At 65.0% G+C, this 24183-nt stretch carries 27 protein-coding genes; 20 read left to right on the top strand and 7 right to left on the bottom strand.

What is annotated here, in order from left to right:
- Complete coding sequence (locus tag XI03_RS18455; RefSeq protein ID WP_271592879.1) at positions 1-1152, bottom strand: ATP phosphoribosyltransferase regulatory subunit; 1152 nt, start codon at positions 1150-1152, stop codon at positions 1-3.
- 132 nt (positions 1153-1284) lie between these two features.
- Positions 1285-2037 carry a 16S rRNA (uracil(1498)-N(3))-methyltransferase gene (locus XI03_RS18450; RefSeq protein WP_271592878.1) on the bottom strand — a complete coding sequence of 251 codons (753 nt, stop codon included), beginning with the start codon at positions 2035-2037 and terminating at the stop codon, positions 1285-1287.
- Positions 2038-2247: 210 nt separating this feature from the next.
- On the opposite strand from XI03_RS18450, the gene XI03_RS18445 reads away from it, so the two are divergent.
- A complete protein-coding gene (locus XI03_RS18445; protein WP_028140105.1) occupies positions 2248-2910 on the top strand; it encodes a hypothetical protein in 663 nt (220 codons plus the stop codon).
- A 141-nt stretch (positions 2911-3051) separates the two neighbouring features.
- Positions 3052-4008 carry a 4-hydroxybenzoate octaprenyltransferase gene (gene ubiA, locus XI03_RS18440; RefSeq protein ID WP_271592877.1) on the top strand — a complete coding sequence of 319 codons (957 nt, stop codon included), beginning with the start codon at positions 3052-3054 and terminating at the stop codon, positions 4006-4008.
- A gap of 113 nt (positions 4009-4121) precedes the next feature.
- Here ubiA and XI03_RS18435 read toward each other — a convergent pair whose 3' ends face one another.
- Positions 4122-4640 (bottom strand): DUF6101 family protein, encoded by a 519-nt coding sequence (locus XI03_RS18435; protein ID WP_271592876.1) that lies wholly within the window; start codon positions 4638-4640, stop codon positions 4122-4124.
- A gap of 265 nt (positions 4641-4905) precedes the next feature.
- On the opposite strand from XI03_RS18435, the gene XI03_RS18430 reads away from it, so the two are divergent.
- The 7 genes from XI03_RS18430 (at position 4906) to XI03_RS18400 (ending at position 11118) form a co-directional block, all read left to right on the top strand.
- Positions 4906-6324, top strand: coding sequence for a TldD/PmbA family protein (locus XI03_RS18430; RefSeq protein WP_161966344.1), 1419 nt, complete (start codon positions 4906-4908; stop codon positions 6322-6324).
- 58 nt (positions 6325-6382) lie between these two features.
- Positions 6383-7129 carry a 3'(2'),5'-bisphosphate nucleotidase CysQ gene (locus XI03_RS18425; RefSeq protein ID WP_370126368.1) on the top strand — a complete coding sequence of 249 codons (747 nt, stop codon included), beginning with the start codon at positions 6383-6385 and terminating at the stop codon, positions 7127-7129.
- A 63-nt stretch (positions 7130-7192) separates the two neighbouring features.
- Positions 7193-7435: a DUF4170 domain-containing protein gene (locus XI03_RS18420; protein WP_028134338.1), complete on the top strand. Its 243-nt coding sequence runs from the start codon at positions 7193-7195 to the stop codon at positions 7433-7435.
- A complete protein-coding gene (locus XI03_RS18415) occupies positions 7432-8151 on the top strand; it encodes a lysophospholipid acyltransferase family protein (RefSeq protein WP_028140110.1) in 720 nt (239 codons plus the stop codon). The genes XI03_RS18420 and XI03_RS18415 overlap by 4 nt, the downstream gene beginning before the upstream one ends.
- Complete coding sequence (locus tag XI03_RS18410) at positions 8114-9460, top strand: 3-deoxy-D-manno-octulosonic acid transferase (protein ID WP_271592875.1); 1347 nt, start codon at positions 8114-8116, stop codon at positions 9458-9460. Before XI03_RS18415 ends, XI03_RS18410 begins: the two co-directional genes overlap by 38 nt.
- A complete protein-coding gene (gene lpxK / locus XI03_RS18405; RefSeq protein WP_271592874.1) occupies positions 9453-10469 on the top strand; it encodes a tetraacyldisaccharide 4'-kinase in 1017 nt (338 codons plus the stop codon). The genes XI03_RS18410 and lpxK overlap by 8 nt, the downstream gene beginning before the upstream one ends.
- A gap of 313 nt (positions 10470-10782) precedes the next feature.
- Positions 10783-11118, top strand: coding sequence for a GYD domain-containing protein (locus tag XI03_RS18400; RefSeq protein WP_018321923.1), 336 nt, complete (start codon positions 10783-10785; stop codon positions 11116-11118).
- A 366-nt stretch (positions 11119-11484) separates the two neighbouring features.
- Here XI03_RS18400 and XI03_RS18395 read toward each other — a convergent pair whose 3' ends face one another.
- The gene (locus tag XI03_RS18395; protein WP_271592873.1) at positions 11485-11682 is read right to left on the bottom strand and encodes a hypothetical protein; all 198 of its coding nucleotides are present in this window, start codon (positions 11680-11682) and stop codon (positions 11485-11487) included.
- 505 nt (positions 11683-12187) lie between these two features.
- Here XI03_RS18395 and XI03_RS18390 point away from each other — a divergent pair.
- Complete coding sequence (locus tag XI03_RS18390) at positions 12188-12502, top strand: hypothetical protein (protein WP_028140114.1); 315 nt, start codon at positions 12188-12190, stop codon at positions 12500-12502.
- 130 nt (positions 12503-12632) lie between these two features.
- Here XI03_RS18390 and XI03_RS18385 read toward each other — a convergent pair whose 3' ends face one another.
- The gene (locus tag XI03_RS18385) at positions 12633-12860 is read right to left on the bottom strand and encodes a DUF2093 domain-containing protein (RefSeq protein ID WP_018321926.1); all 228 of its coding nucleotides are present in this window, start codon (positions 12858-12860) and stop codon (positions 12633-12635) included.
- Positions 12861-13050: 190 nt separating this feature from the next.
- Here XI03_RS18385 and XI03_RS18380 point away from each other — a divergent pair, with 190 nt between their 5' ends.
- Positions 13051-13875, top strand: coding sequence for a dienelactone hydrolase family protein (locus XI03_RS18380; protein ID WP_271592872.1), 825 nt, complete (start codon positions 13051-13053; stop codon positions 13873-13875).
- A 213-nt stretch (positions 13876-14088) separates the two neighbouring features.
- Positions 14089-14232, top strand: a complete 144-nt coding sequence (locus XI03_RS18375) for a hypothetical protein (RefSeq protein ID WP_018321928.1) — start codon at positions 14089-14091, stop codon at positions 14230-14232.
- Positions 14233-14481: 249 nt separating this feature from the next.
- Here the strand turns inward: XI03_RS18375 and xseA are convergent, their stop codons facing one another.
- A complete protein-coding gene (gene xseA / locus XI03_RS18370; protein WP_271592871.1) occupies positions 14482-16104 on the bottom strand; it encodes an exodeoxyribonuclease VII large subunit in 1623 nt (540 codons plus the stop codon).
- A gap of 136 nt (positions 16105-16240) precedes the next feature.
- Between xseA and XI03_RS18365 the strand changes: the two genes are divergently transcribed.
- The 7 genes from XI03_RS18365 to XI03_RS18335 all read left to right on the top strand — a co-directional run bounded on the left by XI03_RS18365 (position 16241) and on the right by XI03_RS18335 (position 21907).
- On the top strand, positions 16241-17347 hold the full coding sequence (locus XI03_RS18365) for an alpha/beta hydrolase (protein ID WP_271592870.1): 1107 nt from the start codon (positions 16241-16243) through the stop codon (positions 17345-17347).
- Complete coding sequence (locus XI03_RS18360; protein WP_038947494.1) at positions 17344-17898, top strand: hypothetical protein; 555 nt, start codon at positions 17344-17346, stop codon at positions 17896-17898. The genes XI03_RS18365 and XI03_RS18360 overlap by 4 nt, the downstream gene beginning before the upstream one ends.
- Before the next feature lie 65 nt (positions 17899-17963).
- On the top strand, positions 17964-18554 hold the full coding sequence (locus XI03_RS18355; RefSeq protein WP_271592869.1) for a hypothetical protein: 591 nt from the start codon (positions 17964-17966) through the stop codon (positions 18552-18554).
- 2 nt (positions 18555-18556) lie between these two features.
- Positions 18557-18856, top strand: a complete 300-nt coding sequence (locus XI03_RS18350) for a winged helix-turn-helix domain-containing protein (protein WP_011090236.1) — start codon at positions 18557-18559, stop codon at positions 18854-18856.
- Positions 18857-19019: 163 nt separating this feature from the next.
- Positions 19020-19826 carry an acetoacetate decarboxylase family protein gene (locus XI03_RS18345; protein WP_271592868.1) on the top strand — a complete coding sequence of 269 codons (807 nt, stop codon included), beginning with the start codon at positions 19020-19022 and terminating at the stop codon, positions 19824-19826.
- Between the two features lie 150 nt (positions 19827-19976).
- Positions 19977-21152: an ABC transporter substrate-binding protein gene (locus tag XI03_RS18340; protein WP_085971675.1), complete on the top strand. Its 1176-nt coding sequence runs from the start codon at positions 19977-19979 to the stop codon at positions 21150-21152.
- Positions 21149-21907: an SDR family NAD(P)-dependent oxidoreductase gene (locus tag XI03_RS18335; RefSeq protein ID WP_271592867.1), complete on the top strand. Its 759-nt coding sequence runs from the start codon at positions 21149-21151 to the stop codon at positions 21905-21907. The genes XI03_RS18340 and XI03_RS18335 overlap by 4 nt, the downstream gene beginning before the upstream one ends.
- On the opposite strand, the gene XI03_RS18330 is transcribed toward XI03_RS18335, so the two are convergent.
- The gene (locus XI03_RS18330) at positions 21904-22671 is read right to left on the bottom strand and encodes an IclR family transcriptional regulator (protein WP_049801865.1); all 768 of its coding nucleotides are present in this window, start codon (positions 22669-22671) and stop codon (positions 21904-21906) included. The genes XI03_RS18335 and XI03_RS18330 overlap by 4 nt on opposite strands.
- 212 nt (positions 22672-22883) lie before the next feature.
- Here XI03_RS18330 and purD point away from each other — a divergent pair, with 212 nt between their 5' ends.
- Positions 22884-24167, top strand: a complete 1284-nt coding sequence (gene purD / locus XI03_RS18325) for a phosphoribosylamine--glycine ligase (RefSeq protein WP_271592866.1) — start codon at positions 22884-22886, stop codon at positions 24165-24167.
- Positions 24168-24183 lie beyond the last annotated feature (16 nt).

The raw sequence follows: 24183 nt of genomic DNA, 5'->3' as shown, positions 1-24183 counted from the left end.
TTAAGCTCCCACCTTGCGGCCGATCTTCGTCAGCGCATCCACCCAGACCGAGAAGCCGACCGCAGGGATCGGTTCTCTCGATCCAAGCTGGGTCATCAGCCCGTCATAGCGGCCGCCGGCGACCAGCGGCTCGGCGCCGTTGCCCCGGTGATGCAGTTCGAATTCGAAGCCGGTGTAATAGTCGAGGCCGCGTCCGAACGCGGTCGAGAAGCGCGTCTGCTTCACGTCGATGCCGCGCGCCGCCATGAAGCCGACCCGGCTCTCGAACTGATCAATCGCTGCCGTGAGGTCGAGCCTGGCGTCGGCAGTGAGCGCGCGCAGCTCGGCGATGGCATCGTCGGGATTGCCTGCAATCGTCAGGAAGCGCTTGAGCACGGCAATCGCCTCGCGCGGCAGCGCGCCGCCCTTCAGCGTCGATTGCTCGAGGAAGCGGTCGGCGATCTCGGCCGTGGTGCGTCCCCCGACATTGGTGGTGCCGGCGATCGACATCAGATCGGTGACGAAGGCGAGCGCCGCCTTGCGGTCGGAGCCGGCGAGGGCGGCGAGCACGCCCTCATATTCGCTGCGGGTCGCGGTGGTCGCGGCCGCCAGCCGTTCCAGATCCTTTTCCAGGCTGATCTTGCGGTTGAAATCCTTGACCAGGCGGCGGCGCCAGACCGGATAGAGGTCGAGCGCATCGAGCAGCGCGTTGAACAGCGCCACGTCGCCGGTGCGGATCTCGACGTCGCGGACACCGAAGGCCGCGGTCGCTTCGAGCCCGAGCGCCAACGTCTCGGCGTCGGCCGCGGCGCGGTCCTGGCGGCCGAACGATTCGATGCCGGCCTGCAGGAATTCGCTGGCTTGACCGCTGCGGTAGCGAAACACCGGGCCGAGATAGCTGAACCCGGCCGGCTGGCCGGCACGACCGGAGGTCAGGTAATCGCGCGCCACCGGAATGGTCAGGTCCGGGCGCAGGCAGAGCTCCTCGCCCGTGAGGTCCGTGGTCAGGTACAGGCTCTTGCGGATGTCCTCGCCGGAGAGGTCCAGGAACGGCTCGGCCGGCTGCAGGATGGCGGGCTCGGCCCTGACGTAACCGGCCTGCGCGAACGACAACAGCAGCGTATCCGCCCAAGCGGCGGAGCCGGCAGCATTTGAGGTGGCAGTCGCGGTCATAACTGGGTCCATCGTCCCGGTGGAACCGGGCAGGGCAAGGGGAGGCAGGCGAATTGCGCAGCCCTTAGCATGGCCCGAAAGCGGTTTCGACCTCCAAAGGATCAATCGCTTAACAGGCGGGCAACGCCGGGATCAGCTGGCATTGCCCCAATCGCCCAGCACCGCCTGTACCAGCGCCAGGGCGGCCACGGCGGCGGTATCGGCCCGCATGATCCGCGGGCCGAGCGCCAGCCGGAGGATCCTGGGCTGCCGCAGCAGCAGGGCCCGCTCTTCCTCGGCAAAGCCGCCTTCGGGGCCGATCAGCACGTCGATCCCCTGTCCGGCCTCGCGGGCGTCTTGCAGGCTTTGCACCGGGTTTTGCACCTCCGCCGCCTCGTCGCAGAAGATCAGCAGGCGGCCCGCAGGGCGCTGACTGAGATACCGCTCCAGCGGCACCGGCTCGGCGACCATGGCGATGCTCAAAATGCCGCATTGCTCGGCCGCCTCGACGACATTCGCGCGCATCCGCTCGGTGTTGACCCGGGAGGGCTGGGTGAACCGGGTCAGGACCGGCTGCAGGGCGGCTGCGCCCATCTCGATGGCCTTCTGGACCATGTAATCCAGCCGGGCATGCTTGAGCGGGGCGTAAACGTAGGCGACGTCGGGCAGTCCGTCCTGGAGCCGGGTCTGCTGCAGGATCACGAGACCGTCCGGCCGCTTGCGACCTTCGATGGCGGCCTGCCACTCGCCGTCCCGGCCGTTGAAGGCCAGAACCTCGGCTCCGGCGGCAAGTCGCAGCACATTGCCGAGATAATTGCTCTGGTCGCGGTCGAGCGGGATCCTGGCGTCCTGGGCAAGAGGAGCGTCGACGAACAGGCGGGGAGCGCGAAAATCGTGGGAGGGCATCGTTCAGGGGTCCGATTTGGGGCCGTTCTTAACCGAAAGCAGCCATTCCGGGGGTAAATATTGCCGAAATGGTGCGTCCCCGCGCCGCGCTCTTGCCCTATTCAACGGGTTGTTAAGCGCCGGCGGGAATCGTAAAAACGCGAACACGCTGGTTGCGCTTCAATTGGGAAGACGCTGAACCCCGTAGCTCCTGCCGGAGAGACTCTCCTGATGATCCGTCATTTGATGGTTCCGATCACTGCCGCCATGGTCACCCTGAGCACCGCGGGCGCCTACGCGCAAAGCGCCTTCCCGGCGCCGCTGCCGAACCAGGCCGCCACCAGTTCCGCGTTTCCCCCGGTGAACGGCTCGGCGCCGACCGCTTCGGTCGGCACGGCACCGCAATCGTCCTTTCCCGTGAATGGCGCCGCGCCCGTCGGCGGCGCTGGCGCGTTCAGCGCGGCCCCGCCGACCCAGGGCGGCCCCGGCGAGGACTGCATGAAGGCTTTCATTCCTCTGCGCGAGGAAGCCGAGAAGCGCGGCAAGCTGATCAAGGCCGCGAGCGACCGTCATGCGCCGCCGGACGAAGCCTGCAAGCTGATCCGCAATTTCAGCCAGGCAGAGACCAAGATGATCAAGTACATCGAGTCCCACGCCGCCAAATGCGGAATCCCGGCGCAGATCGGCGCGCAGATGAAGGACGGTCACAAGAATACCGAGGCCATGGCGACGAAGGTCTGCAACGTCGCGCAGCAGATGCAGAACCAGCCGCGCGGTCCGGCCGGCCCGTCGCTGAGCGAGGTGCTCGGTTCAGGCTCGGCGCCTGAGGCCAATGCCGGCAAGAAGGGCGGCAGCACCTTCGACACGCTCAACGGCAACGTCCTGACCCGATGATACACGTGCCGCCGATTTGAAGTTCCTACGGTGCTTGCCGCGAGATCCTCATGGGAACTTCAAATCGACAAGCGGCACGTGAATTATAATTTCTTGCTAGTGCCCTTGTAGTTTTCGAAGTTCGTACCGGAATACGCCGCGATGGAATACGAACTTCGAAAACTGGGCACTAGCACATCCGCCCGCGTTGCCGATTCCACCGGCAACTGGGTCGATACGCTCGCGCCGCCATGGGCGCGGCCTTATTTGCGATTGTCCCGCTTCGATCGTCCGATCGGCTCATGGCTGCTGTTGATGCCGTGCTGGTGGTCGGCGGCGCTCGCGAGCGGCATGGCGCATGACGTCCGCGGACTGCCGCTCACCATCGTGCTGTTCTTCATCGGCGCCTTCGTGATGCGCGGGGCGGGCTGCACCTGGAACGACATCACCGACCGCGACCTCGACGCCAGGGTCGAGCGCACCCGCTCGCGGCCGCTGCCCTCGGGCCAGGTGAGCACGAAGCAGGCGCTGGCTTGGATGGTCGTGCAGGCGCTGATCGGCCTTATCGTGCTGCTGCAGTTCAACCGCTTCGCGATTGCGACCGGCATCGCTTCGCTCCTGATCGTCGCGATCTACCCCTTCATGAAGCGCATCACCTGGTGGCCGCAGATCGTGCTCGGGCTTGCCTTCTCCTGGGGCGCCCTGATGGGATTTGCCGTCACCTTCGGCCGCATCGACGTCACCGCGATGGTGCTCTATGCCGGCGCGATTTCATGGGTGATCGGCTATGATACGATCTACGCGCATCAGGACGCCGAGGACGACGCGCTGATCGGCATCAAGTCCACCGCGCGCCTGTTCGGCGCGCACACGCACCAGGCGCTGATCCTGTTCTACGGGCTCGCTGTGATGTTGATCGGCGTCGCGCTGGCCTCAGGCGATGCTCGCTGGCCGGCCTGGCTCGGGCTGATCGCCTTCGCCGTGCACCTGGCATCGCAGATCATGCGCTTGCGGATCGACGATCCCGAGCTGTGCCTGCGCCTGTTCAAGTCGAACAAATATGCGGGCTTGTTGCTGTTCGCGGGATTGCTCGCGGACGCGGTGATGCGGTCGGCGTAGATCTCGTAGGGTGGGCAAAGGCGCCCTTGCGCCGTGCCCACGATCTCTCAATGATTGACAAATAAGGTGGGCACGCTTCGCTTTGCCCACCCTACGGCACCTGTGAATGCCGATTAATTCCTCGCGATGATCTCGCGTTCTTCGCGATGAACCGACAGCTCGCGCGCCATCGCAACGCGGCGGCGCATCAGGAATTTCGGACGGCGGGCGCGGATCGCATTGGCGCGGCGGCGGCGGGCTGCGGGCTTGCGCGCACCTTCGTCGAGCTGCGGAAGCGCGAACAGCTCGCTCCAGATCGCCAAGGCCTCGACGAGCTCGTCGCCTTCCGCGCCGACGAGCAGCGGAACGGAGAGCGAGGGATCGCGATGCACCAGGACGATGGCCTGCGCTTCGTCATTGCCGCGCAGTGCGACGCCTGTGAAGTCGCGGACGCGGACGTTGATCGCCATCTGCATGCCGCGAACGGCACGGCGAAGCACGACGCGTTCGCGATGAAGCTCGATCTGCCTGACATGTCCGTCGGCGCGCGGATCGTGCGCATCGAAGCGGACCGGAAGGGAAAGGGGGTCGAGCCGCAGAGAGCGGCTCGACCCGGCGGGAGCGACCCCGCATGTTGCTGTTTGACGCCTCACGGCTTTAGTTCTCCCCGCCGGGATTATGTTCCCGGTCGATGCGAGGACCTTAGCGCGCGGCTTTCCGAAACCGCTTAAAAAGGCTGGTTAACCCACCGTCACTGCTGCTCATGATTGACAAGACCTTGGCGCGCATGATTGACGAGACGTTGCGCCAAAGGTGCGAATCTGAGCTTTTGGCGGGCTGAAAATGCTTGAAGTCCGCGCGATCAGGGCACATCTGTGGGTTCCGGTCCCGAACCCCCGCCCCAACAGGATTTCGTTCGTGAACTCTTCACCATCCGCAAGCTCGACGCTTTCGTCCAAGGATTCCGCCAAGGGGTCAAAGGCCAGCCGTGACCTGTTCGACCAGTCCGCCTTGTCGGATCTGGCGCAGCGGCTGGTGGAGGCGGCCAAGCGCGCCGGCGCGGATGCGGCCGACGCGGTCGCGGTGCGCGGCGTCTCGCAAGGCGTCGAGGTGCGCGACGGACGCGTCGAGGAATCCGAGCGCTCCGAGGGTGACGACGTCGGCTTGCGCGTGCTGGTCGGCCAGCGCCAGGCGGTGGTCTCGACCAACGACGTCAGCGGCGATGCCGTGACCAAGCTTGCCGAACGCGCTGTCGCGATGGCGCGCGTTGCGCCCGACGACAAATATGTCGGGCTCGCCGATCCCGCGCTGCTCGCACGCGACTTCCCCGATCTCGATCTGCTCGATCCCGATGTGCCTGCCACCAGCGAGCTCGAGCGCCGCGCACTCGCAGCCGAGGCTGCGGCCCTCGCCGTGAAGGGCGTCACCAAATCCGGCGGCGCCTCGGCGTCCGCGGGCATGGGCGGCATGGTGCTGGTCACCTCGACCGGCTTCCACGGCTCCTATTTGCGCTCCAGCCAGGGCATCTCGGCCACCGCCATCTCGGGCGAAGGCACCGGCATGGAGCGCGATTACGACTTCACCTCGGCGCCGCATGGCGCGGACCTGTTGTCGCCGGAGATCGTCGGCCGTTCCGCCGGCGAGCGCACCGTGGCGCGCTCCAATCCGCGCAAGGTCGAGACCTGCAAGGTGCCCGTCGTGTTCGATCCGCGCGTCGCCGGCTCCCTGGTCGGTCATGTCGTCGGCGCCATCAACGGCGCCTCGATCGCGCGCAAGACCAGCTTCCTCAAGGACAAGCTCGGCCAGCAGCTGTTTGCGAAGAACATCCGCATCATCGACGATCCCCTGCGCAAGCGCGGCCTGCGCTCGCAGACGTTCGACGCCGAAGGCGTTGCCGTGAAGAAGATCGCGCTGATCGACGAGGGCGTGCTGACGACCTGGCTGCTCGACTGCGCCACTGCGCGCGAGCTCGGCCTTGCCACCACCGGCCATGCCCACCGCGGCGTTTCTTCCTCGCCTTCGCCCGGGCCGTACAATCTGCATCTCGAGCCCGGCACGCCGAGCCCGGCCGAGCTGATCTCCGATATCAAGCAGGGCTTCTACGTCACCGATCTGATCGGCTCCGGCGTGAACGGCGTCACCGGCGATTACAGCCGCGGCGCTTCCGGCTTCTGGATCGAGAACGGCGAGATCACCTATCCCGTCAGCGAGGTGACGATCGCCGGCCATCTGTTCGAGATCTTCAAGTCGATGCAGCCCGCGAACAATCTCGAGTTCCGCTACGGCATCAATGCGCCGACGGTGCGCATCGAGGGATTGACGCTTGGCGGACGTTGAGGCGAACGCCCCGGGCGAAACCATCCTGACGCGCGATGCGGCGCTGCTGCAGGACACGGTGCGGGAAGCGGGCGCGCTGGCGCACTCGATGTTCCGCACCGAGCTGAAGAAGTGGACCAAGGGTGCGTCCTCGCCGGTCTCGGAAGCCGACATCGCCGTCAACGACCTGCTCGAAACGCGCCTGCGCAGTGCGACGCCGGATTATGGCTGGCTCTCGGAGGAGAGCGCCGACGATGCGGCCCGGCTGTCGCGGCGGCTGACCTGGATCGTCGATCCCATCGATGGCACGCGCAACTACCTCAACGGCCACGACGATTGGTGCGTCAGCGTCGCGCTGGTCGAGGATGCCGCGCCCGTGCTGGCCGCGGTGTTCGCGCCGACGACCGATGAGTTCTTCTTCGCCGCACGCGGCCAGGGCACCACGCTCAACGGCGCAGCCGTGCAGGCTTCGCCCGGATCGGCGCTCGACTTCTCCCGTGTCGCCGGCCCGAAACCCATGGTCGAGCGGCTCAACAGCTCCGGCCGCGAGATCAAGCTGCATCCGCGAATCGGTTCGCTCGCGCTACGCCTGTGCCGGGTCGCCCACGGCGCGCTGGATGCGGCTTTTGCGGGGGGCAACAGCCATGATTGGGACCTTGCGGCGGCCGATTTGATCGTGCAGGAAGCCGATGGTAGGATGAGCGACCTCTCCGGAGAACCCATCCTCTATAACCGCCGGGAAGTGGCGCACGGGGTGCTGGTGGCAGCGGGACGCGATCGTCATGCGGGCATTGTCGCGCATTTTCGAAACCGTCCCTTGGCCTAAAGCGCTTTTCGTCGTGCTCGTCGAACACTGCTTTTGCCGGGCAGCCCGCTAGGAACAGAACTCATGCCAGATAGTGCCCCGCAACAACTGCTTCACCTCGTCATCGGCGGGGAGCTCGTCGATCTCGAGCAGAACGTCTTCAAGAATCTCGACGACGTCGAGATCGTCGGCCTCTATCCGAATTATGCGACCGCTCATGCCGCCTGGCGGGCCAAGGCGCAGAGCACGGTCGACAACGCGCAGATGCGCTATTTCATCGTCCATCTCCACCGGTTGCTCGACCCGAATCAAGAACCGGCGCGTTGAAAAAACTGCTTCGCAATACGCTGCGAAGCAGCTTCGTTCAGCGTGCCGTCGGGGTCCTGGCGGCCGAATATCTGCGTCTGGTCTGGCGGACCAACAAATTCACGTTGGATCCGCCCGACGTCTATGCGCAGGTTGAGCCGCAGCTCCCTGCGATCTTCGCGTTCTGGCACGGCCAGCATTTCCTCACGCCCTTCATCAAGAACCAGAACAAGGCTTCCTATCGCGCCAAGGTCCTGATCTCCCGCCACCGCGACGGCGAGTTCAATGCGATCGCCGCCGAGCGGCTCGGCATCGGCACCATCCGCGGTTCCGGCGATCATGGCGGCGCCTTCCACCGCAAGGGCGGGGTCGGCGCCTTCAAGGAAATGGTGCGCACGCTCCAGACCGGTTGTAATGTCGCGCTGACCGCCGATGTCCCCAAGCGCTCGCGCGTGGCCGGGCTCGGCATCATCATGCTGGCACGGGAATCGGGGCGGCCGATCATGCCTTTCGCGATGGCGACCAGCCGCTTCGTCCGGCTCAAGAACTGGGACCGCACCACCATCAATTTGCCATTCGGGCGGGGCGCATTGGTCGGCATCAAGGAAATCCACGTTCCGCCGGACGCCGACGCCGCCATGATGGAAGCGCTGCGGCAGGAGCTGGAAGACACGTTGAACGAGGCGACCCGCCGCGCCTATGCGCAACTCGGCCGCCCGGGACCGGAAGATGCCTAAATCGCTGCCCATTGCGCTGCCGATCACGCTGCGGATGTACCGGCGCCTGGCCTCCGGCCTGGTGCCGCTTGCGCCGGCGCTGATCAAGCGGCGGCTGAAGCAGGGCAAGGAGGATCCCGCGCGCGTCGGCGAGCGGCGCGGCCTGTCCCGAGACGTGCGGCCGCATGGTCCGCTGGTCTGGATCCACGGCGCCAGTGTCGGCGAGGTGCTGGCCGCGGCGGGGCTGATCGAGCGCCTGCGCGATCTCAACTTACGCATCCTGCTCACCTCGGGCACCGTCACCTCGGCCGCAGTGGTCGCAAAGCGCTTTCCGCCCGACGTCATCCATCAATACGTGCCGTATGATTCGCCGCGCTATGTCGCGCGCTTCCTCGATCATTGGAAGCCGTCGCTGGCGCTGTTCATCGAATCCGATCTGTGGCCGAACCTGATCCTGGCGGGCGCGACGCGCCGGGTGCCGATGGTGCTGATCAACGGGCGGATGTCGCCGCGCTCCTTCCCGCGCTGGCGGCGCATGCAGGGCACCATCTCGGCGCTGCTGTCGCGTTTCGACATCTGCCTTGCGCAGTCGAAGACCGATGCCGAGCGCTTCTCCACGCTCGGCGGCCGCGACGTCGTCACCACGGGCAACCTCAAGCTCGACGTGCCGGCGCCGCCGGCCGATCCCGCCAAGCTCGAACGGCTGATGGCGATGACGCGCGGGCGCCCCATCATCGTCGCGGCCTCGACCCACCCGGGCGAGGACGAGATGCTGGTCGCCGCGCATCGCGGCCTCTCCGGCTTCTTCCCGCAGCTCCTCACCGTGATCGTGCCGCGGCATCCCGATCGCGGCTCCTCGATCGCCGGCCTGATCACGGCCTCAGGCCTGAAGCCGGCATTGCGCTCGCGCGAGGAGCTGCCGACCGCGACCACCGATATCTATGTCGCCGACACCATGGGCGAGCTCGGCCTGTTCTACCGGCTGTCGCCGATCGTGTTCATGGGCGGATCGCTGATCCGTCATGGCGGGCAGAACCCGATCGAGGCGATCAAGCTCGGGGCCGCGATCGTGCATGGCCCACACGTCTTCAACTTCGCCGATGTCTATGAGGCGCTCGACGGCAGCGGCGGTGCGCGCCAGGCCGACACGCAGGAGGCGCTGGTCAAGCAGCTCGGCCAGCTGCTGGCCGATCCCACCTTGCGCGACAAGATGCAGCGCGCAGGCAGCGGCGTGGTCGAGGAGCTCGGCGGCGCGCTCGATCGCACCATGATCGCACTCGAGCCGTATCTGCTGCAGCTGCGGATCGAGATGGGAGCCGCCAATGCGTGAGCCGGCCTTCTGGTACCGGCCACGTTCCCTCCAGTCGTACGCGTTATGGCCGCTCGGAGCGCTCTACGGCGCGATCACCGAACGGCGCATGCTGCGCAAAGGCGTGGATGCCGGCATCCCCGTGATCTGCGTCGGCAATTATCACGTCGGCGGCGCCGGCAAGACGCCGACCGTGCTGGCGCTGACGAAGCTTTTGCGCGAGCTTGGCGAGACGCCGGTGGTGCTCAGTCGCGGCTATGGCGGACGGCTGAAGGGCCCGGTCATGGTCGACCGCGCGCGCCACACCGCTTCCGACGTCGGCGACGAGCCCTTGATGATGGCGCGCGACGTCCCGGTCGCTGTCGCGCGGGACCGCCTCGAGGGTGTCGCGCTCGCCAAATCGCAAGGTGCCACCGTCATCCTGATGGACGATGGCTTTCAGAACCCGCGCCTGGTCAAGGACACCTCGCTGATCGTGATCGATAGCGAACGTGGCCTCGGCAACGGCAAGGTATTTCCCGCCGGCCCGCTGCGCGCGCCGCTGAAGGCGCAGCTTGCGCGCACCGACGCGCTGGTGTTGATCGGCGACGGCTGCGCCGCCAACGATGTCGCGACCGAGCTTGCCAAGCGCGACAAGCCGGAGCTGCGTGCGCGCCTGAAGCCGGACGCCGGGTCGGTCGCAAGACTTTTGGGCAAGCCGGTGTTCGCATTCGCGGGCATTGGCGATCCCGAACGATTTTTCCGCAGCTTGCGCGCCTGCGGCATCGAGGTCGCGCGCACGCGCGCCTTCGCCGATCACCACATGTTTTCAAACGACGAGATCGCAGCTCTCGCAGCGGAGGCGCAGCGCGAGCAGCACACACTGGTGACGACGGAAAAGGATCTCGCGCGCCTCCGCGGCCGTGAAGGCGTGCCTGACAGCATCGTGCCGTTCGCCGTGCAGCTCGAATTCGATGATCCGGCAGCGCTCCGGCAATTGATCAGCGATCATCTCTACAAGGCGCGCGAGCGGCGGTTCAGCAGGCGATGATCTCGTTGGGTGGGCAAGCTAGTCCGCCGTAGCGAAAGAGCAAAGGATGGAAAAACAATTCATCCATCGCCATGCGGTATTCGATAACTGATCGGTCGACATGTCGCGGCTGATGAATTCTCTTCCGCACGTTCGGGAGTTGATGTAGCCTTCCATGAGAGCCGTCACCGGGACGTGCCGACCTCCCGGAAATCATCGGCGGCGTTTATGCCCACGGCGGGCAGTACCTTCATCACTTCAGATGCAGCGGCCGTAACGATCAGTTCGGAACGGCAGGGAGAATCATTGCCAAAAAACCAGAGGAGAACATGCCATGCATTTTTGCCTCACCGGACAGTACACCCCACGCGCTCTCAATGCCATTTTGGAGAATCCCACGACCGATCGCCAGGAGGCGGCACGAAAGCTCATCGAAGCGGCCGGCGGAAAGCTGCTTTCGATGTACAGCGTTGCGGCCGACGGCCCAGGCGTTTTGGTGATTTTCGATGTGCCTGATCCGGGTGCGGCGCCGGCCATTTCCGGCCTGACCGTCACCGCCGGCACCCTGCAGAATGTGAAACTGACCAGGTTGTTCACGCAGGACGAGATCAAGCAGGTTCGCCAGAACGCGGCGAAGCTGCGTTCTTCGTATACCCCGCCCGGAAGCTGACATCCGGACCTGGAGCATAATCCGGAAAAGTGCGCAGCGGTTTTCCGAAAAGATCATGCTTAAACCAACCCAAAGCGCGATGACGATTCATCCTAATCGCATCGCGCTTTGGAGCTTCGGTTCTGATGAGCAGAACCGGAGCTCTGAATTCCCGTTCTTGACGCGTCTTCTTCACGCGAACCGGTATCGGCTCGGCAATCAGTCATGCTCACCACGCCCCAACGGCCATTAATCCAATAATGGTCAGGCACGAGACGCAGGCCACCACGACGGTATAGCATTCGGGCTTATTCATTGTTCACTCCCAAACTGTTGCCAATTGCTTGGTCACTGCTACGCGGGAGAGATCGCCGGTTGCGGGCCACTTCAATGCGGCAGGCCGAGACCGGTCTTGCGATGTGCGTCCGTCCTCTCATCGTCAACCTGATCCGCAGGATGATGCTGCGCTTCGAGAGCTTCGGCGCGTTCAGCCGCGATCAGAAGCTGTTTGCGCATTTCAGCGAGACGGGCGCGACAATATTCACGATAGAGCAGGTCCAATATGGTGGGCATGATCACCCCCATCGTTTGACTCTCGATTTACAGATATTCCACCGCAAATTTTCGAGGTGATCGTAGCCCGTCAGATGGCTCTTTCGATATGAGCCCGTTCACAGACTGCGCCAATTCCAAAGCTCGAGGGCCGTTTGGTTGACCTGATTGTCTGTGCGATAAAAGGAACAGGGCCAATTACCTAATGAATACTGTAGCAGCTCTCTGTTTCAACAAGACTTCGTCAAACAACTTAAGGGCGCCGGATCGCGACAAAGAATCCAACCACAACGCGAAATGACTAACTACGGAGTGCAAGTATTCTTCGATGCAACGCGGATCGACACGATGGAGATCTTTTCCTCTGTTAGCTCGCTGTTCAGGTGCATGCGAACATCACCTCATCCCGATGATGTGCAAAAGCTGCACCGCTCGTGCCATGCCGCACTGCTGCGCTTTGCCCAACCTGCAGCAGCCTGCCATTCAGGCGACATTCATCGCAAGACGCCTATCGGTTCCCGACGATCAGGAGAATTCGATGAAACTGCCGTCTGCGACCGTTGCCGCCAGCCTTGTGTGTCTGATCGTTGCGCCCGTGTTCGCACAAACGCCGCCTGCGGCTTCTCCCGCTGCGCCAACCAGCACGGTGCCGGTTCCCGCGACCAAGCGCGTGACGTGCCTTGCCACGACGGCGAGCCTGAAGGGGCAGGACAAGCGCGACCAGCTGCAGCTCTGCATGGCGCAGGCGCGGCTCGATTGCCTGAAGCAGGCGATCGATCAGAAGGTCGTCGGCGAAGCCAGGAAGAGCGCGATCAAGACTTGTGTGGGTGCGGATGGTCACGAGCAGCAATAGCAGAACGACGCCACGAACTCGCTCTCGTAGGGTGGGCAAAGCGACGCGTGCCCACCTTGTCCATCGCGGTCATCGAGAGATGGTAGGCACGGCGCTTTGCGCCTTTGCCCACCCTGGGAGAGCGGAAAGCTCATTGCTGCGGTTTCGGCGCGCCGGGGAAATGCCGCTGCAGCACGGCGGCGGGTGTGGCGTAGGCCTCCTGCAAATCCACGCTCCAGTACTTCAGCTCGTCGAGCGGAATCCGCGTGTCGGTGATGGCACAGCGCACGAAGGTCCCCGGCGAGATCACGCGGAAGTCGCCGTCGAGATATTGCACTTGCGCTTCGCCATGGCCCGAGGGGCCGAACTTGTTCAGCACGGTCGAAAGTCTCCGTGGAAGGCCGCTCCGTGGAAGCTGGAGGGCACGATGTGTTGGACGGGATGTAGCATAGATAGGGTGGCTTGTCCGCCCGGTAAACCCACCGGTTTGTGATGTTTTGCCGCCGTTTCCGCGTGATAGTGCTTGGGCGAAGGATCGCTGGTTCCGGCATCTCCTATGGCAGAGTCCGATGCGCCTTCGACTGACCACCCTGTTCCTGATGCTGCTGATGTCGGCCGCGCGTGCCGCGCCGGCGCCGCAGCCGGTCGACATTCCGCTGGCGTCCGGCGTGCTGCACGCGCAGCTCTACAAGCCAGAAGGTGCGGGGCCGTTTCCGGCCGTGGTCGCGCTGCACGGCTGCGGCGGCCTCGGCAGCCATTCCGATCCCGTGCTGCCGCGCTACCGCGATTGGGCCGAGCGCCTGCTCAGGGCAGGCAATGCCGTGCTGCTGCCCGACAGCTACGGCTCGCGCGAGCTCGGGCCGCAATGCCGCGTCAAGGAGATGCACGTCAAGGCGCGGCGTGAGCGCGTCACCGACGTCGCAGCATCGCGCGCCTGGCTGATGAAGCAGTCCTGGGTGGCGCGCGATCGCGTCAGCCTGATGGGCTGGGCCAACGGCGCGAGCGCGCTGCTGTGGGCCGTGCGGCCGCAGGGCGCGGCGCGTGACCTGGAGCCGGATTTCCGCGCCGCGATCGCGTTCTATCCGGACTGCCGGATCTCCGCCGGTCTCGGCTGGAGCACGCGGGTGCCGACCCTGGTGCTGATCGGGGCCAATGACGATGTCTCCTCGCCGCCGGCCTGCCGCCAGATGGTCGAGGGCGCGCATGGCCGCAGCGCGCTTGCACGCATCGTGGTCTATCCCGGCGCCTATCACGATTTCGACCGCGCCAACACGCCGCTGCACGCAGCCGGCGGCAGCAACGATGCCGCCGTGCCCGAGCGCGGCCATCTCGGCACGGATGCCGAGGCGCGCGCGGAGTCGCAGAAGGACGTCGCGCAGTGGCTGGCGCGCTAGCTCGGATGAGCGGACTTGTCGCGCCGTAGCTCGGTCGAAGCGAAGGCGGAAGCGGGGCCGCCCGAGGAACAAATTCAGGCGGACAGCCCCGCATCGACCACCGCCCTGCACGGACTTGATGGCCGACCGGGAATCTACGGATCGCATGCGGCACCGGTTTCAGCACGTGACGGCGCCTTAGTTCGACCACGATGTCGATTAAACGCAGTCCTCATGCGCATCGTCCTCTTCGCTTCCGCACTGGCCGTCTTCACCGTCGCGATCTTCCTGTACGAGGCCCACGCCGGCGCGCCACAGCGCGCGCCGGAACATTGCGGCTTCTGGACCACGATCGATGCGGGATTGTCGTGTAGGTAGGGGCATGCTGTCCCCACATGCTCCGTCATTGCTTCGTCGCTTCGGCGCAAAATTGCTACGCAATTTTGTCGCGAGCTCCTCGCAATGACGCTTGGGAATACACGCGCGTCCCACACAATCGCTGTCATCGCGGCTTGACCGGGCGATCCAGTACGCCGAGGCGGCTGTGAGTCATCGAGAAGCTGAGGCGTACTGGATTCCCCGCTTTCGCGGGGAATGACCCCGAGAGTGGAGCGCCGTTCTCACACCTCAGAACAGGCTGCCCTGATCCACCGGCTTGGCCACGCGCTTCGGCGCGGGCTTTGCGTCCGCCGCAGCCGACTTTGGCTGCGCTGGCGCGCGCTTTGCCGTTGGCGCCGGCCGATCCGCGTCCGCCGTTGCTCCGACACGGCCATCGGCAAACTCGATCTCGAGCCGCGCATTCGGCCCGATGCTGTCCGCCGCATGCAGCGGATGTCCCGCCTCGTCCCGCACCAGCGCAAAGCCGCGCGCGAGCACGCTGCGATACGACAAAGCCGACAGCAGCTTGCCGCTGTTCTCGACGCGGGCCTCCAGCCGCTGCAGCAAGGTGACGAGCGCGCGGCCGGCGCGCTCGCTGAGGCGATGCGTGCGCTCGCGCTGGCGGAGAATCGCGTTGCGCTGCGCCTGCGCATTGGAGAGCTTCGAGGCGCGCAAGCGAACCTCGAGTCCGGCAAAGCGGTCGCGTCGACGACGCAACAGCGAGCGTGTGGAGAGACCCAGCCGCTCGCCGCACACGGTGAGGCGGTGGTCGGCCTGCGTGATCTGGCCGTGCAGCACCCGCAGCGTCAGCTTTGAACTTGCGGCGGTAAACCGGCGGAAATGCGCGTGCGTGTTGGCCTTGAGACAGCGCGGCAGGGATGCTCCCGCCGAATCCAGCCGCTGCCGCGGAATCGCCAGCAGATCGCCCGCCGCTGGCAGCGCGCGTGCGGCGGCGCGCAGCTCGCTGCGGCGGCTCTCCTGGCTGCGTTGCCAATAGGCGCGGGTGCGGCGTCCGAGATCGGCGACCTCGACGAACAATTCGCTGCGCACGGGGACCGCCATCTCGGCCGCCGCCGTCGGCGTCGGCGCGCGCTTGTCGGCGACGAAGTCGATCAGCGTGATGTCGGTCTCGTGCCCCACCGCCGAGATCAGCGGGATCATGCTCTCGGCTGCCGCCCGCACCACGATCTCCTCGTTGAACGACCAGAGGTCCTCCAGCGAGCCGCCGCCGCGCGCGACGATCAGCACATCGGGGCGCGGAATCTTGCCGCCCGGGGCAATCGCGTTGAAGCCGCGGATCGCGGCCGCGACCTGCTCGGCCGAGCCGTCGCCCTGAACTTTCACCGGCCACACCAGCACGCGGCGGGGGAAGCGGTCCTCCAGCCGGTGCAGGATGTCGCGGATCACGGCGCCGGTCGGCGAGGTCACGACGCCGATCACCTCCGGCAGCCACGGCAGCAGCTGCTTGCGCGCCTCGTCGAACAACCCTTCCGCGGCGAGCTTCTTCTTGCGCTCCTCCATCAGCGCCATCAGCGCGCCGATGCCGGCCGGCTCCAGCGCCTCGATCACGATCTGGTACTTCGAGGAGCCCGGATAGGTCGTGAGCTTGCCGGTGGCGATGACCTCGAGCCCTTCCTGGGGCTTGAAGCGCATCCGGCCGTGCACGCCCTTCCAGATCACCGCCTCGATCTTGGCGCTCTCGTCCTTGAGCGCGAAATAGCAATGGCCGGAGGAGTGCGCGCCGCGGAACCCCGAGATCTCACCGCGGACCCGGACATGGCCGTAGGTGTCCTCCACCGTCCGCTTCAGGGATTGGGAGAGCTCGGTGACGGTGAATTCAAACGCGTTGTTCAGTTGTTCCGCAGGCGGCATCGCAAACGATTCGGCATTTTGGGGTCAGACCCGACGTTAAGGATTTTCGCCGCGCGGCGCCAATCCAGGGATTGATCGGGAGAGTACTCTGTGTTATAGAGTTCTCTATTAATTGATCTGTTTGAGGGAGAAGGTCATGGCGGTCCGGTTGCTGCGCGGCATTTTGAGCGGTCTGAAATGGGCCCTGTGTGCGGTCGGCGGCGTGGCGCTGATCCTGACTGCGATGATCGCAACTCCGCTGGAGCGGCCGCCCGAGATGCGGTCGGTCTCCGACTCCGCCAAGGGGATCGACTGGTCCACGCTGCCTCCGCTGGAGCGCTTCCAGGCCCGCGACGGCACCTGGATCGGCTATCGCCACTACGCGGCCAAAGCGTTTTCAAGCGAAGTGGAAGCCGGTTCGCGTGAAGAAAACGCGTCAAAACAGGAATCCGGAGCCCGATCCCATCGGAACGGAAATGGCTCCGGGGGCCCGGCGGCGGGCCGCGGCGCGATCTTCATCCATGGCTCGTCCGGCTCCAGCGGCACCGTCAACCATGCGCTGACCCACGCGATCGCCTCCCGCGGCGTGGAGACCTGGGCGCTCGACATCCGCGGCCATGGCGGCTCCGGCACCCGCGGCGATATCGGCTATGTCGGCCAGCTCGAGGACGATCTCGTCGATTTCGTCGCCGAAATTCGCAAGACCGCGCCGGACCTGCCGCTCACCTTGATCGGCCATTCCGCCGGCGCCGGCTTCTCGCTGCGAGTCGCCGCGACGCCGATCATTCAGGACATGTTCGTGCGCACCGTGCTGCTCGCGCCCTATCTCGGCTATGACGCACCGACCAACCGACCGAGCAATGGTGGCTGGGTCAGTGCCGACATTCCACGTTTCCTGGGACTGACGGCCCTGCGCAAGCTCGGCATCGACTGCTGCGCGCAGCTTCCGGTGCTCGCCTTCGCGGTGCCGGCAAGTTCGGCGAAGTATCTCACCTCGACCTATTCCGATCGCCTGACGCGCAATTTCGCGACGCGCGGCTATCGCGTCGATCTTCCGGCAACCACACGTCCGATCACCATCTTCGGCGGTGCCGAGGACGAGATGATGATCTCGGACAAATATGCTGAAGTGGTGCAGGCGGTGAAGCCGTCGGTCGACGTCAAGGTCATTGACGGCATCAATCATATGGGCATCGTCACCCATCCGAAGGCGATCTCGGTGATCGCCGAGGACGTGGCAACGCGCGGGGCAGGGCAATCATGATCGACAGCAGGGAGGCGTCCGCAGCGCTGGCCGATATCGACGACATCGTCCAGCGCGTGAAGCAATCGCAGCTCTATGAGCTGGCGAGCCTCGCCGCGGTCTGGTGGGGCGTCCTGGTGTTCGCAGCCAATCTCGTGACCTGGCTTTGGCCGATCTACGCCGTCTACGCCTGGGTTGCTGTAGACGTACTGGGCGTCGGTGGTCTGATTGCACTTCGCGTGTTCGATCCGAAAAGCCACCCCTTTGGCGCCGGCGTTGGCATCAGGCTGTTCCTGGTATTCGCACTGTTCTTCGCGTTCGGCTATCTCGTCACCAGCGTTGTCGGTCATTTTGGTCCGCGCCAGTTGGGAACGTTCTGGCCGATCTATTTCATGCTGTTCTACACGCTCGCCGGGCTCTGGTTCGGCTACGCGTTCGTTGCGATCGGCCTCGGCATCACCGCGCTGACGCTGTTCGGCTTCTTCTACATCGGCGAGGCGTTCCCGCTCTGGATGGCCTTCGTCAACGGCGGTGGCCTCGTCCTCGGCGGCCTCTGGATGCGGCGGATCTAGCGCATGCCCGAACTCGACGACATCATCCACCGGCCTGCAGCAAATACCCAGGAAGGAGCGCTCCCGTGACCGACAGCAAGCGGGCTTCCGATGCGCTGAACGAGCGCGAGAATACCATTCGTCCTGTGCGGCGGTCGCAGATCTACCTGGTCTCTGGCCTCGTCCTGCTGCTGTGGGCCGTGCTGCCGTTTGCCGACGATGCCCTGATCTGGTTCTGGCCGCGCTACGGGGCCCATTATTGGAACAGCTGGTTCGTGGTGAATGACGGGCTCTATTTCTGGTTTGCACTCTACGTCGTCTCGGCCTTCGGCCTCGTTGCTCTCGGCGCCTATCATCTTTCGCGAAACGGAATCCGTCTGTCCGACGGCCGCCATCTGCGGGCGCTGCTGCTGATCGTCTCCTTTGGCCTGCTCTTCTGCTATTTCGGCAGGCTCTTGCCGCGCCAGCAAACGGTGTTTTGGCAGGTCTACATCACACTGGTCTACATCGTGGTGGCGGTTCGCTTCGGCTACGCCTTGCCGGCGCTCGGCGCGAGCGTGATCGCATTGACGTTGATCGGACATCTCACCATTGCCGGCGTGCCTCTGTTGCCGTGGATGGCGGCCGTCAATGGCGGCGCGCTGATCGTCGGCGTCCTCCGGCTGCGGCGGGGCTAGCTGTGGCGGAGCTCGACGACATCATCCACCAGCCGCTGCGGCTGAAGATCATGGCAGCGCTGAACGCGCTGCCTGCGACCGCGGGACTGGAGTTCTCGCGGCTGAAGAAGCTGACCGGCGCCACCGACGGCAATCTCGGCGCCCATATCGAGACCCTGGCGAAGGCGGGGTACGTCTCGGTGGAGAAGGCGTTCGTGGGGAAGAAGCCGCAGACCACGGTGACGGCCACCGCTGCGGGGCGGGGGGCGTTTGCAAGGCATGTTGCGACGTTGCAGGAGATTATTGCGGGGAAGCAGGTTTAGGCCGTCAGCCGATAGAGGCTGCCAGCCGAAGCCTTGCCGGAGACCGCCATGCTCGCGCGACCGTGCGAGCCTCGCATGCGGTCGGAAAGCCGCGGCTTGACTCAGCCTTAATTTCATATATGCAATTATAAAATCATATATAAAAACAAAGCGAGCCGAGCCGATGAGCGATGTGATCACCGATCCCGACGATCCGCGTCGGCGCGTGTTTGGCGAATACCGGCTCAAGCCGAACAGCGGGGTCAATCCGCCCTATTCGCCGGCCTATCCGGTGGAGTGGGGCTGCACCTTGCGCACCGTCGAGATCATGACCCGCGTCGCGCCGGGCAAGGTCGCGGCGCTGCTTGCCGACACGCCGTTCGAGATCGCGAGCGATCGCGTCGCTTTCCGCTTCATGCGCTCGCCCGGCCATTCCCTGGCGGTGCACGCCGGAGAGATGTTCGATCTGATGATCTCCGTGCCGGTGCGCTACAACGGGCTGTTCACCGAGACGCATATCTTCATGTATTGCAGCGATCCCATGGGGATCTGCGCGGGGCGCGAGGTGTTCGGCTACACCAAGAAGGATACCCACTACGCCTTCGATGAGCATCCGGACGGATCAATCACCGGGTGGGTCCGTCGTCGCGGCATTTCACTTGCCGATTTCTCCTTCACGCCTGACGCGTCCGCACCGGTCGTCAGGATCGTCGACGGCGATGAGCTGCCGGCCGGTGAAATCCACGTGCGCCGCTTGCCGCATCCCGAGCGGCTCGGCACGGCCTATGCCGACATCGTCTATCGCCGCACGCCATTGAAATACTCCAAGCCGGTGCCGGGCCGCGCCTCCATGACCCTGCACGCCAGCGCGTACGATCCCATCGCCGAACTGAATCCGGAAATCCTCGGCGCGCATTTCATGGTGTCGGACGTCTATGGCGGCGGGTTCGAGGTCGAGGACCGGCGGCTCATCGAGCGGCTTACCCCGTAAACAAAAGATCAGCCTGCGCGCGATGTACGTGCGGGCGGCTAATAGCGCGCGGAAAGCGCGGGCAAAGCAAGGGAGGGTTCGGACATGGCAGGACAATATCGTGTAAGCCGCCGCCGACTTTTGGCCGGCGCCGGCGGCCTTGCGTTGGGCATGACGGGCCTCGGTGCGCAGGCGCAGGAGGCAAAGCCGCTTCGGATCGGCGTGTTGACGGACATGTCCAGCCTCTATGCCGATGTCACCGGCCCGGGCTCGCTGCTGGCAGCCAAAATGGCGGTCGAGGATTTTCAGGCCTCGGCTCACAAGATGACCCGACCGATCGAAGTCATCAGCGGCGACCACATGAACAAGGCCGATCTTGGCGCCAACATCGCGCGCGAGTGGATCGATCGCCAGAGTGTCGACGTCATTGTCGATGCGCCGAATTCAGCCGTCGCACTCGCGGTGCGCAGCGTCGTGCAGCAGAACAACAAGACGCTGCTGGTATCGGGCGCCTCCTCGTCCGATCTGACCGGCAAGTCCTGCTCGCCCAATCTCGTGCACTGGACGTACGATACCTATGCGCTCTCGTCGGGCGTTGCGCGCGCGGTGGTCGAGAGTGGCGGCAAGAGCTGGTTCCTGCTGACTGCGGACTACGCGTTCGGCCACGCCATGGAAGGCGACATCAAGAATGTCGTGCAGAAATTCGGCGGAAAGATCCTCGGCGGGGTGCGTACGCCGATCAATACACAGGACTTCTCCTCCTTCCTGCTGCAGGCCCAGGCTTCGAAGGCGGAAATCATCGCGTTGGTCAATGCCGGCGGCGACACCATCAATTCCATCAAGCAGGCGGTGGAGTTCGGTATTCCGCAGGGCGGCCAGCGCGTGGTTGCGACGGTGCTCTATCTGAGCGATGTGCATTCGCTCGGCCTCAAGATCGCGCAGGGGCTGCAGTTCACCGAATCCTTCTACTGGGACCTGAACGAGGATACCCGCGCCTGGACCAAACGGTTTGCACCGCGCAACAACGGCCGCTACCCGACCGCTTTGCATGCCGGTGCCTACGCGACGACCCTGCATTACCTGAAGGCGGTCGATGCGCTCGGCGCTTCCAGCGACGGCAAGGCCGTCGTCGAACAAATGAAGAAGCTGCCGACCGATGATCCCCTGTTCGGCAAGGGCAGCGTGCGGGCTGACGGTCGCAAGCTGCACAACATGTATCTGTTCGAGGTGAAGACGCCCGCGGAATCCAAGCAGCCCTGGGATTACTACAAGCTGGTCAAGACCATTGCACCGTCCGAGGCCTGGCGGCCTCTGGAGGAGGGCGGCTGCGAGTTCCTGAAATCATGACCGCAAATGACCGGCGGCCGGTGGCGCTCGTCACCGGCGGCGGGGGCGATATTGGTCGGGCCATTGCGCTGAGGTTGACGCAGATGAGCGCTGCGGTCGCGATCGTCGACCGCGATGAAGTGGCGGCAAACGCCAGTGCGCGCCTTGTCGAGGACGCCGGCGTGAGGGCGCTTGCCATCCGCGCCGATGTCTCCAGTGCCCTCGATACGGCGGCCTTCGTCGAAACGGTCGAAGCAGAGTTGGGGCCGATCGGCATATTCGCCAACAATGCAGGCATCGAGGGCGTTGTCGCTCCTCTCCACGAATATCCCGACGAGACATTTGATCGGCTGCTGCAGGTCAACGTGAAGGGGGTCTTTCTCGGCCTCAAGCATGTGCTTGCACGAATGACGCAACGTGGCGCGGGCGCGATCATCAATACGGCGTCGACGTCGGCGATCCGCGGGCGTGCGGGGCTCGCCGGCTATGTCGCGTCCAAGCACGCGGTGCTTGGACTGACGCGGACGGCGGCGCTCGAGGTGAGCGGGACCGGCATTAGGGTCAATGCCGTTCTCCCCGGACCGATCGAGTCGCGCATGATCCGGGAATTGGAGGGACAGGCGCGCGATAACGCCGTTTCGTTGCGCCGAAGCGGCGCGGTTGTTCATGGCCGGCCGCGGGATGTCGCCAATATCGTGGCGTTTCTGGCCTCCGACGAGGCCGCGCATGTCAACGGTGCGGCCTGGGTCGTCGACGGCGGTACCACGGTCGCTTAAGCGACGCCGCCGATCTTCTCGGAAACGATCCTGGCGGCGCTGCGCAGCTCGGCCGCAATGGTGTCGGCTTCGTTCGCGGGAATCCGATCCTGCCTCACCAGTGGAACGGTCAATGCGGCGGCCGCGCGGCCGGAGGCTTCGATGATCGGGCAGCTATAGGCCAGGATGCGCGTGTAGCCGTCGTCATTGGAGAAGTTTCCTCCCTCCGAGGAAATGCGGTCGAGCGCTGCCAGCGCCTTCTTGGCGCTGATGCGATCGTGTTCAGCGATGACATGGGCAAGCTCCTGGCGCCGGCCTTCGAGCTGAAATGCGGCCAGGACCTTCGCAGAAGCGTATTGCTGGGTGAGGGGAAATACTGCTCCCACCTTGACCGACCAGCCCATCAACCATTCCGGCTCGATGCGGGCAATCACCATGAACTGCTCGCCGTGCAACACCGTGAGGTGGCAAGACAACTGCACGCGGGAAGCGAGCTGCTCCATCACCGGCAGCGCCGCCTTCAGCAGCCGCTCGGTCGGCGGGAATTGCGAGGCGATCCGGAACAGTTTCAGCGTCAACGTGTATTCGCCGGTCGCCGGGTCCCGCGCGACATAGCCGCGGCGCTCCAGCGCCACCAGCATCCGGAAAATCTCGCTGACGGAGCGGCCGACGCACTCGGCGAGCTGCTTCTGGCTGAGCCCGCGCGACGCGCCCGCCAGCGCTTCCAACAGGTCCAGTCCCTTCTCCAGGGCCGGAGCGCCCGGCTGCAGCTTCTCAGGGTTCATCCATCAGCCCTTGTACGATCCGCCCCGGCAAGCGCGCTGTGGGACGGCAGACCGTGTACCTGATCGTGCGCACGGCGAAAAGTCGTGGTCCGAGCGGGCGTACCCTGAATGACGGGCAGATTGAATGGCGGGGAGTTCGGGACAAGCCCCTTGAGACGCGAGCCGATTCGTGCGACCTCCGCCCCCAGCAAACCCCTCATTCTGAGCCCTCGATGCACATTCTCCTGCTCGGTTCCGGCGGCCGCGAACATGCCCTGGCGTGGAAGATCGCGGCCTCCCCCCTGGTGACCAGGTTCTGGTGCGCGCCCGGCAATGCCGGCATCGCGCGAGAGGCGGAATGCGTGGCGCTCGATATCGCCGACCATGCCGCGGTGATCGACTTCTGCAAGACGAACAAGGTCGAGCTCGTGGTGGTCGGGCCGGAGACGCCGCTGGCGGCCGGCATCGTCGATGATCTCGCCGCTGCCGGCATCAAGGCGTTCGGCCCAAGCAAGATCCCCGCCCAGCTCGAAAGCTCCAAGGGTTTTACCAAGGCGCTCTGCACCGAGTTCGGCATTCCGACCGGCGCCTACAAGCGCTTCACCAACGCCGATGACGCGCGTGCCTATGTGCAGAGCCAGGGCGCGCCGATCGTGGTGAAGGCCGACGGGCTCGCCGCCGGCAAGGGTGTCGTCGTCGCCAAGACCGTGCGCGAGGCCGAAGACGCCATCGCCATGATGTTCGAGGGCGCGTTCGGCGAGGCCGGCGCTGAGGTCGTGATCGAGGAGTTCTTGCCGGGCCGCGAGATCAGCTTCTTTGCGCTGTGCGACGGCGAGACGGCCATTCCGCTGGCCTCCGCCCAGGACCACAAGCGCGTGTTCGACCACGACGTCGGACCGAACACCGGCGGCATGGGCGCCTATTCGCCGACGCCTTTGGTGACGCCCGCGATCCACGACGCGATCATGGCGAAGATCATCTTGCCGACGGTATCAGGCATGAAGCAGCGCGGCACGCCGTTCCGCGGCATTCTCTACGCCGGCATCATGCTGACGACGCAGGGCCCGAAGCTGTTCGAGTTCAACGTCCGCTTCGGCGATCCCGAGTGCCAGGTCCTGATGCTGCGCATGATGTCGGACATCGTGCCGGCCTTCCTCGCCGCCTGCGACGGCCAGCTGAAGAATTTCGATCTGCGCTGGCATCCGGACTCCGCGCTCACGGTGGTGATGGCGGCGAAGGGTTATCCCGGCGACTACCAGAAGGGTACGCGGATCGACGGACTCGATGACGCGGCGAAGGTGGACACCGTCGAGATCTTCCACGCCGGCACGGTCGAGAAGGACGGCGCGATCCTCGCCAATGGCGGCCGTGTGCTCAATGTCTGCGCGCTCGGCAAGACCGTGACGGAGGCCCAGGCCCGCGCCTATCAGGCCGTCGACCGCATCAGCTGGCCCGAGGGCTTCTGCCGCCGCGACATCGGCTGGCAGGCGGTGGAGGCGGAGAAGGCCAAGGGCTGAGCGAGGGCTCGTCCAG

It is taken from the genome of Bradyrhizobium sp. CCBAU 65884 (genome assembly GCF_028128835.1).
Taxonomy (GTDB): Bacteria; Pseudomonadota; Alphaproteobacteria; order Rhizobiales; family Xanthobacteraceae; genus Bradyrhizobium; species Bradyrhizobium ottawaense.
Note: the sequence above shows the minus strand (reverse complement) of the source record. Positions and strands in the feature narration are given on the sequence as shown.